The 15,998-nt window shown below is 70.8% G+C and carries 11 protein-coding genes and 1 pseudogene; 6 read left to right on the forward strand and 6 right to left on the reverse strand.

Features of this window, described 5'->3' with window-relative positions; all coding sequences use genetic code 11:
* Window positions 1-147: 147 nt before the first annotated feature.
* Window positions 148-795: an RNA 2',3'-cyclic phosphodiesterase gene (gene thpR, locus ABTZ59_RS03805; RefSeq protein WP_351390127.1), complete on the reverse strand. Its 648-nt coding sequence runs from the start codon at window positions 793-795 to the stop codon at window positions 148-150.
* Window positions 796-943: 148 nt separating this feature from the next.
* Here thpR and ABTZ59_RS03810 point away from each other — a divergent pair.
* Window positions 944-1,540 (forward strand): annotated as a pseudogene (locus ABTZ59_RS03810) (Uma2 family endonuclease).
* 60 nt (window positions 1,541-1,600) lie between these two features.
* On the opposite strand, the gene ABTZ59_RS03815 reads toward ABTZ59_RS03810, so the two are convergent.
* Both ABTZ59_RS03815 and ABTZ59_RS03820 read right to left on the reverse strand, forming a co-directional pair.
* Window positions 1,601-2,869, reverse strand: a complete 1,269-nt coding sequence (locus ABTZ59_RS03815; RefSeq protein ID WP_351390130.1) for an MFS transporter — start codon at window positions 2,867-2,869, stop codon at window positions 1,601-1,603.
* 377 nt (window positions 2,870-3,246) lie between these two features.
* Window positions 3,247-3,687: a MarR family winged helix-turn-helix transcriptional regulator gene (locus tag ABTZ59_RS03820; protein WP_249952129.1), complete on the reverse strand. Its 441-nt coding sequence runs from the start codon at window positions 3,685-3,687 to the stop codon at window positions 3,247-3,249.
* Window positions 3,688-3,862: 175 nt separating this feature from the next.
* Between ABTZ59_RS03820 and ABTZ59_RS03825 the strand changes: the two genes are divergently transcribed.
* Window positions 3,863-4,060, forward strand: a complete 198-nt coding sequence (locus ABTZ59_RS03825; RefSeq protein ID WP_351389804.1) for a ribbon-helix-helix protein, CopG family — start codon at window positions 3,863-3,865, stop codon at window positions 4,058-4,060.
* Window positions 4,061-4,203: 143 nt separating this feature from the next.
* Here ABTZ59_RS03825 and ABTZ59_RS03830 read toward each other — a convergent pair whose 3' ends face one another.
* On the reverse strand, window positions 4,204-5,658 hold the full coding sequence (locus ABTZ59_RS03830) for an NCS2 family permease (protein ID WP_351389807.1): 1,455 nt from the start codon (window positions 5,656-5,658) through the stop codon (window positions 4,204-4,206).
* A gap of 227 nt (window positions 5,659-5,885) precedes the next feature.
* Here ABTZ59_RS03830 and ABTZ59_RS03835 point away from each other — a divergent pair, with 227 nt between their 5' ends.
* Window positions 5,886-6,179, forward strand: coding sequence for a DUF2530 domain-containing protein (locus ABTZ59_RS03835; RefSeq protein ID WP_351389810.1), 294 nt, complete (start codon window positions 5,886-5,888; stop codon window positions 6,177-6,179).
* Between the two features lie 158 nt (window positions 6,180-6,337).
* Window positions 6,338-8,848 (forward strand): HAD-IC family P-type ATPase, encoded by a 2,511-nt coding sequence (locus ABTZ59_RS03840; protein ID WP_351389813.1) that lies wholly within the window; start codon window positions 6,338-6,340, stop codon window positions 8,846-8,848.
* Window positions 8,849-9,004: 156 nt separating this feature from the next.
* On the opposite strand, the gene ABTZ59_RS03845 is transcribed toward ABTZ59_RS03840, so the two are convergent.
* A complete protein-coding gene (locus ABTZ59_RS03845) occupies window positions 9,005-12,124 on the reverse strand; it encodes a sacsin N-terminal ATP-binding-like domain-containing protein (protein WP_351389816.1) in 3,120 nt (1,039 codons plus the stop codon).
* 402 nt (window positions 12,125-12,526) lie between these two features.
* Window positions 12,527-13,528: a DUF3027 domain-containing protein gene (locus ABTZ59_RS03850; RefSeq protein ID WP_351389819.1), complete on the reverse strand. Its 1,002-nt coding sequence runs from the start codon at window positions 13,526-13,528 to the stop codon at window positions 12,527-12,529.
* 502 nt (window positions 13,529-14,030) lie between these two features.
* On the opposite strand from ABTZ59_RS03850, the gene ABTZ59_RS03855 reads away from it, so the two are divergent.
* Both ABTZ59_RS03855 and ABTZ59_RS03860 read left to right on the forward strand, forming a co-directional pair.
* Entirely contained in the window at window positions 14,031-15,392 is a 1,362-nt protein-coding gene (locus ABTZ59_RS03855) for an MFS transporter (RefSeq protein ID WP_351389822.1), read from the forward strand.
* 80 nt (window positions 15,393-15,472) lie between these two features.
* Complete coding sequence (locus tag ABTZ59_RS03860) at window positions 15,473-15,952, forward strand: DUF2771 domain-containing protein (RefSeq protein WP_351389825.1); 480 nt, start codon at window positions 15,473-15,475, stop codon at window positions 15,950-15,952.
* The last annotated feature ends 46 nt before the right edge of the window (window positions 15,953-15,998 follow it).

The following is a 15,998-nucleotide window of genomic DNA, read 5'->3' on the forward strand; positions in this document are numbered from 1 at the left end:
GCGGCCGGGGCCGGTGACTAACCGACCGCGGCCGCCACAGCGATGATCGCGAACATCAGCACAAGCACGCCCGCCATGATGCGGTTCCGGGTTTTGGGGTCCACACGTCGAGGTTAACGGCCGGGGGTGACAGCGCCGACGCCCGGGTTACCCGGACACCCTCGGCCGGGACCGGCCAAGGGGACAGCGCACGACCGCCTCGTACCGCGGCTGCTCCCCCGGCACCCCGCTCACCGGCAGCCGACTGCGTACGAGGACCAGCTCGGCCACCTCCCAGGGCGTGCCCTCGAAGGCGACGAGGGCGTCCGCGTACAACGCCAGATCCACATCCGTACGACCGGCCGCACCCGTACGACCAAGCGCACCCGTACGACCAGCCGCATCCGTACGCCCGCCACGGCTGCGCGCGAGCGTCAGATGCGCCTGGTAGCGGCGGTGCTCCTCCATCGGCACCCCGGCCCGCCGCGCCGCGGCGGCGGAGCGCTCCGCGAGACGGCGCAACTCGCCGATCTCCCCGGCGGCCCCGGCCCACAGGGCCCGCCCGCCGAAGTGCCCGCCTCCCTGGATACGGAGCGCGAACGGCTCCGTACGCCGCGCGGCCCGCTCCAGCCGCTCGGTCAGCCCGGGCAGCAGCCCGTCCTCGACCTCCCCCATGAAGGCCAGCGTGAAGTGCCAGCCGTCGCGGCCGGTCCACCGCAGCCCGTCGGCGCCGGGCAGTCCCCGCAGCCGGTCCACGGCACGGGCCAGTTCCTCGACGGCTTCGGCGGGCGGCAGCACGGCGGCGAACAGTCTCATGGTCATGAACCTCCCCGGCTCATGAACCTCCCCTGCTTCATGAGGCCGAGTCTCCCAGCCGTCCGATGCCGTACGTAACCCCGTCACCGTGCGTATCGTTGTACTGCGCGGCTGCCGCAGTCTCGCGGCAGCGGGGAGGAGCGCCAGGATGACCGCCGTCGTAGAGACCGTCAGGATCGCCATGGCCGAGGAGAGCAACGGGCTGACTCTGGACAAGATGTTCGAGTTGCTCGAAGAGATGCCCGTCCCCGAGGGATACAAGGTCGAGATCGACGGTGGGGCCATTTACATGTCGCCACAACGGGACACCCATTGGGAGATCATCCGCCGCTTTCTGTGAGGCCTGGAAGACACGTTCGGCAGGTCCGCGAAGCTGAAGTCCGACGTGCGGTTCGACTTTCCCGGACACTTGAACGGATTCTGCCCCGATGTCGTCAAGCTGGCCGCTGACGCGAAGCAGGATGCTCGTGGCCGATGGGACTTCGCAGACGTGGAGTTCATCGCCGAGGTGATCTCGAAGGACACGGCCGCCAACGATTACGGCCCGAAGAAGGCCGTATATGCCGCGACAGGCATCCCCGTCTACGTCATCGCCGATCCGTACACCGGCAGGTGTCATGTCTACACGGATCCGAAGGAGGGCGAGTACACGGGCGAACTGACCGCCACCTTCGGCATGGAAATCGACCTCACCATCGCCGGCTCAGCCCTGACGTTGCGCACTGACGACTTCCCCCGCCGCTGACACCACGTCCCGTGGTGGTCCGCACCGCACGCACGTTCGCCGGTACGGACCACCGTCGCCTCACGCGGCCGTCGCCAGCTGCCCCTTCTTCGGCACGAACGCCACATGCGGGCGTCCGCCGCGCAGGCCCACCTTCAGCCGTACCCCCGCCACCCGGGCCAGGATCAGGCCGATCGCCGCCGCCGCGAGCAGCGAGACCAGGCCGCCCGTGGCGAAGCCGACGCGGGCGCCGTACGTATCGGTGACCCAGCCGAGAAGCGGGCCGCCGATGGGGGTGCCGCCGACGAAGACCATCATGTAGAGGCTCATCACCCGGCCCCGCATCTCCGGGTCGGACGCCATCTGCACGCTCGTATTGGCACTGATGTTGGTCGTCATGCCGAGCATGCCGATGGGCACGAGCACCAGCGAGAACAGCCAGACCCACGGCGAGAAGGACACCGCGATCTCCAGCACGCCGAAGGCCATGGCCGCGAGAAGGAGCACCCGCAGCCGGCTGGAGCCCCGGCGGGCGGCGAGCAGGGCGCCCGCCAGGGAGCCGGCCGCCATCAGGATGTTGAAGAAGGCGTACAGGCCGGCGCCGCCGTCATAGACCCCGTGCGCGAACGCCGTCAGCCAGATCGGGAAGTTGAAGCCGAAGGTGCCGATGAAGCCGATCAGGACGATCGGCCAGATCAGCTCCGGACGACCCCGCACATAGCGCAGCCCCTCCCTGAGCTGGCCCTTTCCGCGCGGTACGCGGACGGACTTGTGCAGTTCGTGCTGGCGCATCAGCAGCAGCCCGACGAGCGGGGCGATGAACGACAGGCCGTTGAGCATGAAGGCCCATCCGCTGCCGACCGTGGTGATCAGGACACCGGCCACGGCGGGGCCGATGAGCCTGGCGGACTGGAAGTTGGCCGAGTTGAGGCTGACCGCGTTACGCAGCCGGTCGGGGCCGACCATCTCGGAGACGAACGACTGGCGGGTCGGGTTGTCGACGACCGTCACCATGCCGAGCAGGAAGGCGATCAGATAGACGTGCCAGACCTGGACTTGTCCGGAGAGCGTCAGAACGGCGAGCGAGAGGCCGCACAGGCCCATCGCGGCCTGAGTGAAGAGCAGGAGCAGTCGCTTCGGGTAGCGGTCGGCGATGACGCCGCCGTAGAGGCCGAAGAGCAGCATCGGCAGAAACTGGAGGGCCGTCGTGATGCCGACGGCGGCCGATGAGCCGGTGAGGCTGAGGACCAGCCAGTCCTGGGTGATCCGGGACATCCACGTACCGATGTTGGAGACGACGGCGCCGGTCGCGAACAGCCGGTAGTTGCGGATCTTCAGCGACGAGAACATCCCGCCGTCGGTCCTGCGCTCGACGGCCGTGCCGTCGGGTATCTCACTCTCGGAGTCGCCGATACCGCTGTCGGATACGCGGCCGCCGGATATACGGCCGTCGGATGGACAGCCATCGGACATAGGTCCATTGGATATACGGCTGTCCCGAGTCGCACTCTCCGAAGTCGTGTTCTTCGAAGTCGTGTTCTTCGAGGGCGTGTTCTCCGAGGTAGCCCTGTCCGAGGTGTCCGAGGTGTCCGAGGTGTCCGAGGCGTCCGAGGTATCCGGGGTGGCTCGGTCCGAGGTGGTGAGGTCGTGGGTGGATTTCGGTGCGGGGGCGGAGTCTGCTCCGGATCCCGTACTCAAAGTGGGTTCGCCTCCTCAAGGCGCGCGAATTACAAGTGGGCGAGCTTCTCCAGTACGGGGGCGGCAGCGCGCAGCTTCGCCCACTCGTCATCGTCCAGGCCCTCGGCGAGGGACGCCAGCCAGACATTGCGCTTGCGACGGCTCTCTTCGAGCATCGCCTCGGCCCGCTCTGTCTGGCTGACCACCTTCTGCCGACGGTCGTCGGGGTGCGGCTCCAGCCTGACGAGACCCTTCGCTTCGAGCAGTGCCACGATGCGGGTCATCGACGGCGGCTGGACATGCTCCTTGCGCGCCAGCTCGCCGGGGGTGGCGGAACCACAGCGCGCGAGGGTGCCCAGTACCGACATCTCGGTGGGGCTCAGCGACTCGTCGACACGTTGGTGCTTCAGACGCCGGCCCAGCCGCATGACGGCGGAGCGAAGAGAGTTCACGGCGGCTTCGTTCTCGTCGCCGTGGGATAGGTCAGGCATGTTTGTTAGCGTAACTCATTACCCAGTCTAAATACCACCCGGCATGCACGCGCCCGGGCGGGGCTCCCAGAAGCGGATGGGCGAGCGTTAAGATCATGACGCCAATCACCCAAACGAGTGAGAGCACTGCGGAAAGTGACGCACGAGGGTGCGTATGGGCCCGACCCTGGTGCGTATGGGATCGACAGTGCTCAGCCTGCGGATCGACGGTGAGCTGCTCGACCGGCTCCGGCGGCATGCCGCCAAACGCGGAATGAGCGTCCAGGACTATGTGGTGGGGACGCTCATTCGCGACGACTTCGACGAACGCTTCAAGACGGCCGTCGAAGAGACGGAGAAGTTCTACGGGGTGAACGAGTACGGAGTGACATGAGGCGGCCCCCGCCACCGCCCCTGTCGCCGCCCGCGCGGAGCCCCGTGCCGAACTCCGTGCCGAGCCCCGCACCAGGCCCGACGCGGCGCCCGGGCCCCGGCGCCGCGTCCGTCCCGCGCCCAGGTCCGGGCGTCAGACAGGGCCTACGTCAGCCCCAGCGCCGGCATCGCGTAGTAGAAGACGAAGACAGCCGATACGACATACATCGCCACCGGCACCTCGCGGCCCCGCCCGGCCGCCAGCCGCAGCACGCTGAAGCTGATGAAGCCGATGCCGATGCCGTTGGTGATCGAGTACGTGAACGGCATCATCACCATCGCCAGGAAGGCCGGAACGGCGATGGTGTAGTCGCCCCAGTCGATGTCCCGTACGGAACCGGCCAGGATCAGGAAGCCGACCGCCACCAGAGCGGGCGTCGCGGCCTGGGACGGGACCATCGTCGCCAGCGGCGTGAGGAACAGCGCCACGGCGAAGAGCAGACCCGAGACGATGGACGCCAGCCCGGTCCTCGCGCCCTCGCCGACACCGGCCGTGGACTCCACGAAGCAGGTGTTCGCCGAGGCCGAGGACGCGCCGCCGGCCGCGACCGCGATGCCGTCGACGAAGAGGACCTTGTTGATACCGGGCAGGTTCCCCTGCTTGTCCATCAGCTTGGCCTCGTCACCGACGCCCAGGATCGTGCCCATCGCGTCGAAGAAGGACGACAGCAGCACGGTGAAGACGAACAGCACACCGGTCAGGACGCCGGCCTTCTCGAAGCCGCCGAACAGGCTGAAGTCCCCGATCAGACCGAAATCCGGGGTGGAGACCGGGTTCCCCGGCCACTTCGGGGTCGTCAGACCCCAGCTGGGCACCTTCACGACCGCGTCGATGATCATCGCCACGACCGTCATCGCCACGATGGAGATCAGGATCGCGCCCGGCACCTTACGGATGATCAGCGCGAGCGTGAGCAGCACCCCGATGGCGAAGACCAGCACCGGCCAGCCGTGCAGATGTCCGTTGGAGCCGAGCTGGAGCGGCACGGTGGTCCGGGCGATGTCCGGGATACGCGAGACGAAGCCGGAGTCGACCAGCCCGATCAGCATGATGAAGAGGCCGATACCGATCGCGATGCCCTTGCGCAGCCCCAGCGGCACGGCGCTCATCACGCGCTCCCGCAGACCGGTCGCGACCAGCAGCATCACCACGAGACCGGCGAGAACGACCATGCCCATCGCGTCGGGCCAGCTCATTTTGGGGGCGAGCTGGAGGGCGACGACGGTATTGATGCCGAGGCCGGCCGCCAGGGCGATCGGCACATTGCCGATGACCCCCATCAGCAGCGTGGAGAAGGCCGCGGTCAGCACGGTCGCGGTGACCAGCTGGCCGTTGTCGAGCTGATGCCCGTACATGTCCTTCGCGCTACCGAGAATGATCGGGTTCAGCACGATGATGTACGCCATCGCGAAGAAGGTGGCGAAGCCGCCGCGTATCTCACGACCGACCGTGGAGCCGCGCTCCGAGATCTTGAAGAACCGGTCCAGCCCGCCGGACGGCTGCCCGGGGGTCGGCGGCTGGGCATCGGAACCGACCGGAGCGGTGGCCGAGGGGGGCATGCGGAACCTCAGTCATCATGCGAAGGAGACAGGCAAGGACAGGAGTAGGACAGAAGCAGGCAGGTAAGGGCGGACTGGCGAGCGAAATCCAGCCCGACTTGGACATTCAAACGAACAAAACAAGTCAGCCAGAAACCGTTTCAGTATGAATACATGAGTCGAAGATCGCTATCTCCGCGCGTAGAGTCCGCTCAAACCCCCTGTGGGCCCCGCATAGACTGACGGGCATGACCGGTTCTTGGACGGGAACTCCCCGGCGTGCGGCGCCCGAGCCCCTGGAGGGGCCGGTCGTCGGCACCATCACGGGCGGCACGATCATCTGGTTCGCCCTCTTCCTTCTCCAGCTCCCGTTCTACGGCTGGTTCAGCGATCACGGGCACACCTGGTGGATCTGGACCTGTCTCGCCGGCGGCGGGCTCGGGCTCATCGGGATCTGGTACGTACGGGGACGGGACGCGGCGATCAAGCGTGCGGCGGCCGCGGCGGCGAACCAGTCGAACGACTCGGACGGCACACCCTGACACCCGCCCCGGCCCCGACCCAGCCCCGACCCGCCCCGGCCAAAGTCGCATCCAGCCGCCCTCGGCGTACTGCCCAGGGACGATCCGCCTCGTCCCCGGGTCGGATCTTCTCCCCGGTCGGCGGGTGAACGCGCCCCACCGGCCGTACCGTCGGAACCATGACGCAGCGGGCGAAGATCGACACCGACGGCCCCGAGCCCGATGACCCCGAGCCGCACGGCCGCGGATCTCACGGCCCGGTCATCGACACGGGCGCCGGACTCGACCCCGTACACCCCATGAGGCCGCCCAGGCCCAGCGACCGCCACAGCGGCCTGACCGCCGCCGAGGTGGCGCGGCATGTCGCCCGCGGCGAGGTCAACGACGTCCCGGTCCGCAGCAGCCGCTCCCTCTCCGAGATCATCCGCGCCAATGTCTTCACCCGCTTCAACGCGATCATCGGCGTTCTCTGGGTGATCATGTTCTTCGTCGCGCCGATCCAGGACACCCTCTTCGGCTTCGTGATCATCGCCAACACCGGTATCGGCATCATCCAGGAGTGGCGCGCCAAGCGGACCCTCGACGGGCTCGCGGTCATCGGCGAGGCGAAGCCGACCGTACGGCGTGACGGCGTCGCCGCCGAGATCTCCACCAGTGAGATCGTCCTCGGGGACCTCATCGAGCTCGGCCCCGGTGACAAGGTCGTCGTCGACGGCGAGATGGTCGAGGCCGACAACATCGAGGTGGACGAGTCGCTGCTGACCGGCGAGGCGGATCCGGTCCTGAAACGCCCCGGCGACCAGGTGATGTCCGGCAGCTTCGTGGTCGTGGGCGGCGGCGCGTTCCGGGCGACCAAGGTCGGACGCGACGCCTATGCCGCGCAGCTCGCGGAGGAGGCGTCCCGCTTCACGCTGGTCGACTCCGAGCTGCGCAACGGCATCAGCACGATCCTCAAGTACGTCACGTGGATGATGATCCCGACCGCCCTCGGCCTCATCATCAGCCAGCTCGTCGTCCAACAGAACGACTTCAAGAACTCCATCGCCAGGACCGTCGGCGGCATCGTCCCGATGATCCCCGAAGGGCTCGTCCTGCTGACCTCCGTCGCCTTCGCGATCGGGGTCATCCGGCTCGGCCGCAAGCAGTGCCTGGTGCAGGAGCTGCCCGCGATCGAGGGGCTGGCCCGTGTCGATGTCGTCTGTCTCGACAAGACGGGCACGCTCACCGAGGGCGGCATGGACGTCCGCGAGCTGCGCCCGCTGAACGGCGCGGACGTGACGTACGTACGGCGGGTCCTGGGTGCGATCGGGCGGTCCGACCCGCGCCCCAACGCCAGCCTCCAGGCGATCATCGACGCCTACCGCGACGAGAGCGGGCAGTGGCCCGTCACGAAGGCGCTGCCCTTCTCCTCCGCGCGCAAGTACAGCGGTGCCGCCTTCGGTGAGTCCGACGGGCAGGCCGACGGGCGGACCGACGGGGAGGCCGCCCGCTGGCTGCTCGGCGCGCCCGATGTGCTGCTGGCCTCGGGCGATCCCGCACTCGCCGAGATCGACCACCTCAACCGGCAGGGTCTGCGCGTCCTGCTGCTCGCCCGTGTCGACGGCGAGCTCGACGCGCCCGACGCCGCGTCCGGGGCCCGCGCGACCGCGCTCGTCGTCCTGGAACAGCGGCTGCGGCCCGACGCCGCCGACACCCTCGCGTACTTCGCGGAACAGGACGTCGCCGCCAAGGTCATCTCCGGCGACAACGCGGTCTCGGTCGGCGCGGTGGCCGGAAAGCTCGGCCTGCCGGGCGCGGAGCACACGGTCGACGCGCGGCATCTGCCCGCCGAGCGGGCGAAGATGGCCGAGGCGCTCGACTCGGGCGCGGTCTTCGGCCGGGTCACGCCCCAGCAGAAACGCGACATGGTCGGCGCGCTCCAGTCACGCGGGCATACGGTCGCGATGACCGGGGACGGCGTCAACGACGTCCTGGCGCTGAAGGACGCGGACATCGGCGTCTCGATGGGCTCGGGCTCGGAGGCGACCCGCGCCGTCGCCCAGATCGTGCTGCTGAACAACAGCTTCTCGACGCTGCCGTCGGTGGTCGCGGAGGGCCGCCGGGTCATCGGCAACATCACGCGCGTGGCGACGCTCTTCCTGACGAAGACGGTCTACTCGGTGCTGCTGGCGGTCCTGGTGGCCTGCTTCCAGGTGGAGTACCCGTTCCTGCCGCGCCATCTGACGCTGCTCTCCACGCTGACGATCGGCATCCCGGCGTTCTTCCTGGCGCTGGCCCCCAACACCGAGCGCGCGCGGCCGAACTTCGTGCGCAGGGTGATGCGGTACGCGATCCCCTCGGGCATCATCGCGGCGGTCGCGACCTTCGTCACGTATCTGCTGGCCCGGAGCTACTACTCCGGCCCCGACGCCCTGAACGCGGAGACCAGCGCGGCGACGCTCACGCTGTTCCTGGTCTCCATGTGGGTCCTCGCGATCGTCGCGCGCCCCTACACCTGGTGGCGGATCGGCCTGGTGGTGGCGATGGGGGCCGGGTTCCTGGTGGTGCTGGCCGTGCCGTGGCTCCAGCACTTCTTCGCGCTGAAGCTGGTGGGTACGACGATGCCGTGGACGGCGGTCGCCATCGCGGTGGTGGCGTCGGCGGCGCTGGAGTTCTGCTGGCGGTGGGTGGGCCGCAGATTCCCCGCGTAGTGCCGGGCGGAAACGCCCCTGACGGAACGACGAAGGGCCCGGCCGCCGGGCCCTTCGTCGTTTCCGCCGCTACGACCCACGTTTCCGCCGCTACGGCTACGGCTCCCGCTTCTGCGCCGACCCGTCCCGCCCCGCCCCGCCCCGTCAGGCGGGCTGTCAGTCGAACCAGCGGTCCCTGGCCAGCTCCGCCGTCCGCGACGGATCCTCCAGCAGCGCCGCCACCTCGAACCGCCGCGGCCACTGGCCCGCCGCCCAGGCGAGCCCCGCCGCCACACCCTCCAGCGTCGCCGCGTGCACCACTCCGTCCGGCGTACGGCGCCAGTCCAGCTCGACACCGCCCGCGAGAAGTTCCTCGTGCTCCACATAGGTGTCGGGGGTGCCCCCGCCGAGGAGTACCCGGACCGAGTCCGGGACCGTGTGCTCCTCGCCCTCCGTGGTCACCTCCGCCGCGTCGGCCACCACCTCGCTCAGCCGTCGCACCTGAAGCAGTTCGGCCAGCTCGGTCACCCGGGTCGGTGACACCGGCAGCAGCGGCAGCCCGCCCGCCAGCGGCAGCAGATCGGGCGCGTCCGCGATCACCGCGTCCGCCGCGTCGGCCACGCGCACCTCGCCGTCGACGACCGCCCGCAGCTCGTCCGGAAGGGTCACCTGCTCGGGATCGAGATCCGCGAGCGCCGTGTAGAGCCCGTGCAGCTGCTCCGGGCTCACCTCCCGCTCCGGGTCGGCCAGCCTCCCCAGCAGCTCCGCCGCGCCGCCCGGCTCGTCCAGCAGCGCGGCGACCGAGGTCCGCACCCCCAGCGCCCGCAGCACCTGCGCGTCGTCGAAGCCCGTCGCGTCCACGGAGTCGTACAACCCCGCCAGCAGCGGGTCACCGCTCGCGGCCCGCAGTCCGGCCGGGCGGCGCCCGTCGAGTACGGGATGGTCGCGCAGCCACCACGCGGTGTACGAACGCACCGTCTCCGTCGTACCGTCCGGCAGCAGCACCCGTACGGACTGCGTCAGCGCGTCCCGCAGCGGCGGCCTGGCCAGCAACGCCAGCGCGCGCGGCCACGCGTCGTCGTCGACCAGATCCAGGTCCCGTACGGCCACGATCTCGGTCGCCACCGGCGGTACGGGCGTCTCCGGCAGCCGGTCCAGTACGTCCTCGCACCACACATCGACCGCGTCCAGCAGCCCCGCGTCGTCCGGTTCGGCGAAGTCCCCTTCGCGGGGCTCCAGTTCATCGGGGTCCAGCACCACATCCGTGGCCCGCACCAGCGCGAAGTCCGCCAGGACGCCGCACGCGGCGAGTGGCTGCTCGCCCCAGCGCTCGGCCAACTCCCCGTCACAGTAGGCGAGTTCGTCTTCGCGCAGCACTGACGCGAACGAGCTGCCGGGCAGCACCAGTTCACCGGCCGGCGCCAGCTCACCGTCCTCGTCGGTCAGCGCCAGCGCGCCGAGCCATGGCTCGTCCCCCACCTCCAGACCGGCGTCGCGTACGAGACCGAGCACGATCTCGGCCAGTTCCTCCGCGTCGGGCGTGTCGACGTCCTCGTCCCAGACCTCGCCCGCGTCCAGCGAAGCGGCGACCGCCGCGCGTACCTGCGGGGTGGTCAGTACGGCCCGAGGCGTGGCGGGCAGCGCGCCCAGCTTCTCCAGCAGCGGATGCGTGGCCTCGGGGTGCGCCACCTTCAGCCCGAGCCGCGCCAGATCGGCCGACCCCGCGGCGTCGGGCAGCGGCAGCAGAATGTGCCGCGGTCCGATCGTCGTACGCCCATTGGCGAGCGGCACCGGCAGCCCGGACAGCCGCTCGGGGTCGACGCCCGCGAGCGACTCGTACAGCCGCCACCACCAGCCGGGCGGTCGCTCGGCGCCCGCGATCCGCTCGATGGCCTCCCCGAGCGGCAGCCGCCCGACGCCGAGCGTGCGCAGTTCCACCCGCCGCTCCAACCCGGCGGGCAGCAGCGTCGGCAACACCTCCGCCAGCACACTCACGGTGTCGGCGCCCGCGCCCTCCACGACCTCCGCCTCGAACGACCGCAGCGCGGTCAGCTCCTCGCTCGGAGCCGCCGGAGCGAGGAAGGCCACCCGGGGCAGCCGCTCCAGGATCGCGGCCCGCAGCAGGCCGTCCAGCTCGCCCTTGCCGAGCGGACCCGGCACCAGATCGATGGTGCCGGTCGACACCGGCTCCCAGCCACCGAGCAGTTCCGCGTACGCGTCGGCCGCCTTCCCGACCAGGAAGTCGGTGAGCGGTCCCGGCGCGGGATGGCGCCGTGTGGTGTCCAGCGGCAGCGAGGCGATCAGCAGCGCGGGCACGCCGAGCGGCTCGTCCGTGGGCGTCGGCGCGTGCACGACGGGCGCGGTACGGGGCCGGGCCGGGGCGCCCTCGCCGTCCACGGGCACGGCCCAGGTGACCGACCAGTGGGGCCGCAGCCGCTCCTCCACGGGCCGCCCTTCGAGCAGCGCGGGCGGCGTCGCACCGTGATGTGCGACGACCCGCCAGCGGTGCGTGGCGCCGTCCGCGCTGTCGTCGACGTCGATGTACGGGCCGTCCTGCGAGCGGCGCAACACCCGTACCCCGTCAGGGGTTTCGATCGCGACCTCGGCGAGACCCGCGAGCGTCAGCAGCAGCGCGTCGTCGACCTCGGCGAGGAGCCGCGCCACCAGATCGGCGGCGGTGCCGTCCCGCAGCGGCAGGATCACGACCGTGTCGTACCCCTCGGGAGCCGTGCCCTCCGCCGGCAGCGGCAGCCGCAGCAGCGGTACGTGTCCGTCACGGCGCCGCAGCTCGTCCCCGAGGCCGGGGCTCGCGTCGGCGGCCCGCCCGGCCAGCTCGCGGGCCTCCGTGAGGGACCAACGCACCCCGCCGTGCCGCCCGATGACGGCGGGCTCGTCACTGACGGCGAGTACGGCGGCGAACCCGACGCCGAACCGTCCCACGGCACTCTCGTGCCCCTCGCGCTTGGCCGAGGCGCGCAGCGTGCTGAGCGACTCGACACCGGTCGCGTCGAGCGGCGCGCCCGTATTGGCGGCGACGAGTACGGCGGGGCCTTCGGCTCCGCCGGGGCGCAGGGTCAGCCTGAGCCGGCCCGGCACGCCGGCGCGGGCGGCGGCGTCGGCGGCGTTCTGGGCCAGCTCGATGACGAGCCGGTCGCGGTAGCCGCCGAGCGCGAGGTCTTCCTCGGCATTGGCGTCCTCCCGGAACCGCGCGGGGCTGGCGCCCCAGGAATCGAGCACTCCACGCCGCAGCCGAGCCGTCCCGAACGGGTCGGCCCCTTCGGTGGTCCTGACGCTCACGCTGTGACTCCGCTCTTTCGCTGTCGCGTACGTGCGGGCCCGAAGGTACCGCGAGGCGCCGTCGGGCGGGGTGCGGGGTACGGCGCGGTGCGCCTCCGGCGGGGGGTGCGGGTGCGTGCGTCGTGGTGCCGGTGGTCGCACGTGCCCTCGCGCACAGCCGGGCCAATCCGTGACGGGCGGTGAAGGGGGGCGCGCAGGGATCGTGTCCGGGACGTAGAGCGTGATGTGTGGCGCACGAACGCCCGAACCATCGACTGGCCAGAACGCGCCGTAAATCATGCAGTCCAGGACGCGAACCCGGAGCGCACCCCGGCAACAACCCGCACCCGGAAACCGCCCCCAGCCCAAACGGAGCGCGGCCCGAGCCGAAACGGACCCGGACAACGACCCCCGACCGGAAGGCTACGAGTGGCCCAGGTCCTCCGACTCGTCCTCCGCCGTGATCACCGACCCGCTGTCCGACGACGGCCTCAGCGGGAACGCGTCCGTCGCCATCGAGTCCAGTACCGGCGCCGCCCGCCGCGGCGGCTTCGGCATCACCGCCGCCTCGGAGTGCCCCCCGCACCCGTACGCCAGCGAGACGACCCGCCCGTCCGCCGGCGAGAACTCGTTCGCGCAGACGCCGAAGGCCTGTCGCAGGGAGCCCGCCAAGGGCAGCAGGAAGCCGCAGGTCACGCATGGCGCGGGCGCCGCCTGTGCCATCGGGGTCTTCGCGCCGAACGCCTCGTCCCAGCGGTCCGCCGCCGCGTGCAGCCCGTACCGCGACAGCACCCGTGCCCGGCGCATGCCGAGTTCTTCGGCGACCGACGCGATCGAGCCACGCTCGGGCGGGGGCGACGTGTCCGTCGCGCGGTCCGCCGCGCGGTCCGCCGCGCGGTCCGCCGCGCGGTCCGCCGCGCGGTCCGCCGCGCGCTCCGCCGGTTCCGGAGTCGCGTCCTCCGCCTCGACGAGGTCCGCGAGGTTCTGCGGGGTCACCACATCCGGCAGCGCCGAGTTCGGCGGCGGTGCGTCCGCGCCGGAGTAGCCGGGCTCAAGCCGCAGATCCTCCGCCTCGGTGGGCAGCAGATCGCCGGGGCCCAGGTCGCCGGGGCGCAGCCGTTCGCTCCAGGGCACCCACTCGGGGGCCAGCAGGGCGTCGGGGCCCGGCAGCAGCACCGTTTCGTCCAGCGTGACGACCTTCGCGCGGGACGCCCGCGCCACCGTCACCGCCCAGCGCCAGCCCCGGTAGCCGGGCTCCTTGCACTCGAAGAAGTGCGTGACGACCCGGTCCCCGTCCGCCACCACCGAGACATGTTCCCCGACAACACCGGGCGCGGCGGCCTCCTCGGCAGCCGCCCTGGCGAGGTCTACCGCCTCGGCGCACAGGCGGTCGGGGGTTCGGCTTCGCGTCGTCGCAGCACTCACAGGTCTCGCTTCTCTCCTACGCCGTCTCACGGGTGCGCCGGCCGAATCGCGATGTACGAGCCGAGGGCGGAGCGGACCAGAGGGCCGCATCGACGTCCACGCCCGATCACTCCTCGGGCACACCTACCGTTATCCATTCTGCGGGATGACGAAGAGGCGCGCGGCCGAGAACAACCGCCGGTGGCGCGCTACGCACGCTACCCCCTCTCTCGCCCCCCGCCCACCTGCACGCCGCCTTTCCCGGACTTCCGCGCACACCGCAACCAGGCCGTGACCCGGGAGAACCCCATGGTGAGAGGCCGACAATGTGTTCGGATCCACCCGGGAGAGATTCCGGGCGCGCCCATCGCTCCGGCACCGGTTCTCCCTCACTCGGGGACCGGCCGGTGAACTCTCCCCGGCGCTCCGGCGACCGGCGTCGGCTCGTCCTTCATGGCACCGTCACGGCCCCGTCACGCCCGGAATCGGTTCGCACCAGGAGGCCTTGGGGCACTATGACGAGGTGGCAGCCGTGAGGTCGTCCGATACGCATACGGCCGGCCCGGTCCGGAGGACCGGGCGGGCCATCGGTCATGCCCTGCGGCTGCCTCTGACGGCCGGGGCGAGGGGTATCCGCAAGGCGACCCACGCGCACGGCGCGGGGGAGTCGGGGCTCGGCAAGCTGATCGAGCTGCACGCCGTGAACGGCGCGGGCGATGTCATGATCACCGTCGCTCTCGCGTCCACGGTCTTCTTCTCCGTGCCGACGGACGAGGCGCGGGGCCGCGTCGCGCTCTATCTCGCCGTCACCATGGCGCCCTTCACCCTGCTCGCCCCCGTCATCGGCCCGCTCCTCGACCGTCTGCCGCACGGCCGCCGCGCCGCCATGGCCTGCGCCATGTTCACCCGTGCCGCGCTCGCGATCCTCATGTCGACCGCCGTCATCACGGGCGGTCTGGAGCTGTATCCGGCCGCGCTCGGGGTGCTCGTGGCGTCGAAGGCGTACGGGGTGGTCCGCAGCGCGGTCGTCCCCCGGCTGCTGCCGCCCCGGTTCTCACTGGTGCGGGCCAATTCCCGGGTCACGCTGGCCGGGCTGCTGGCCACCGGTGTGGCCGCGCCGATCGGCGCGGGGCTGCATCTGATCGGTCCGAAGTGGCCGCTGTACGGCGCGTGCCTGATCTTTCTCGTCGGCACGTTCCTGGCGTTCACGCTGCCGGGCACGGTGGACTCGGCCAAGGGCGAGCGCAGGGCGCGGCTGGTCACGGTCGTCCATGGGGAGAAGCGGAAGCCCTCGCTGCGTACGGTCGGCCCGGCGGTGCTGCACGGCCTCCAGGCGAACGCGTCCCATCGCGCCCTCTCCGGCTTTCTGACCTTCTTCCTCGCCTTCCTGCTGCGCGAGCATCCGCTCTTCGGGCACAGCGCCGTCGTCTCCCTGGGCATCGTGGGCGTGGCCGCCGGGGCGGGCAACGCGCTGGGGACGGCGGTCGGCGCCTGGTTGAAGGCCCGCGGACCTGAACTGATCATCGCCACCGTCCTGGCCATCGCCCTCACCGCGGCGATCGTCGCGGCGCTGTTCTTCGGCGGCCTGATGATCGGGGTGCTGTGCGCGGTGGCCGGATTCACCCAGGCCCTGTCGAAGCTCTCGCTGGACGCGGTGATCCAGCGGGATGTCCCGGAACAGGTGCGGACCTCCGCCTTCGCCCGCTCCGAGACACTGCTCCAGATGTCCTGGGTGGTGGGCGGCGCGATCGGTATCGCGCTGCCGCTCAACGGCGTGCTGGGGATGTCGGTCGCCGCGGCGATCGTCGGGATCGGCGCGATCACCGCCGCACGCGGACTGCTGACCGCGGCACGGCGCGGCACGGCGCACGCGCGCATCGCGTGACACCGGCCCCGGCCGCGCCGGTGGACGGCTCGCCGTACCCCCTCGCGGCGTGGGCTCGGGCGACCGATAGCCTTCGCCCCATGACCGTTGCGTTCTTCTCTGGTAGGTCCCGCCGGGCCGGCGCCGCCCTCGGCGCGGTGTCCGCCGGGCTCCTCGTCCTCGCCGCCTGTGAAAAGCCGACGCCGCTCGCGACCGTGACGGTCGGTGACACCTCGGTCAACACCGAGGCGGCCTGCTACAACGACGGCGAGGCGATCAAAGCCGCCGACATCCAGCCCTGCCTGAACAAGAAGGCGGACAAGGTCGTCGAGATCGCGATGGACGACAAGGTCCACTTCGGGGTCGACCCGACGATCGCCGAGCACGGCTGGACGCTCTTCATCAACGGCCAGCAGGCCGAGCAGGAGCCGTACAAGAAGACCTACCGGACCATCCCCGGCAACGCCTTCTTCGCCACCCAGACCGGCGAGACCACGAGCGACACACAGGTCAGCATCGTGGAGACCAACGGCAAGACACTGACCGGCATCTGGCACTTCGAGTTCAAGAAGAAGTCCTGACCGAACCGGGTGATCCGGCGGCCGGCACGGCCCCGGGGACCGGGCA

This window comes from Streptomyces sp. NPDC094034 (assembly GCF_040303865.1).
Lineage (GTDB): Bacteria > Actinomycetota > Actinomycetes > Streptomycetales > Streptomycetaceae > Streptomyces.

Coding starts and splice junctions, on each gene's coding strand:
- thpR (WP_351390127.1), bottom strand. CDS start 795: ATGAGACTGTTCGCCGCCGTGCTGCCGCCCGCCGAAGCCGTCGAGGAA.
- ABTZ59_RS03815 (WP_351390130.1), bottom strand. CDS start 2,869: ATGTTCTCGTCGCTGAAGATCCGCAACTACCGGCTGTTCGCGACCGGC.
- ABTZ59_RS03820 (WP_249952129.1), bottom strand. CDS start 3,687: ATGCCTGACCTATCCCACGGCGACGAGAACGAAGCCGCCGTGAACTCT.
- ABTZ59_RS03825 (WP_351389804.1), top strand. CDS start 3,863: ATGGGATCGACAGTGCTCAGCCTGCGGATCGACGGTGAGCTGCTCGAC.
- ABTZ59_RS03830 (WP_351389807.1), bottom strand. CDS start 5,658: ATGCCCCCCTCGGCCACCGCTCCGGTCGGTTCCGATGCCCAGCCGCCG.
- ABTZ59_RS03835 (WP_351389810.1), top strand. CDS start 5,886: ATGACCGGTTCTTGGACGGGAACTCCCCGGCGTGCGGCGCCCGAGCCC.
- ABTZ59_RS03840 (WP_351389813.1), top strand. CDS start 6,338: ATGACGCAGCGGGCGAAGATCGACACCGACGGCCCCGAGCCCGATGAC.
- ABTZ59_RS03860 (WP_351389825.1), top strand. CDS start 15,473: ATGACCGTTGCGTTCTTCTCTGGTAGGTCCCGCCGGGCCGGCGCCGCC.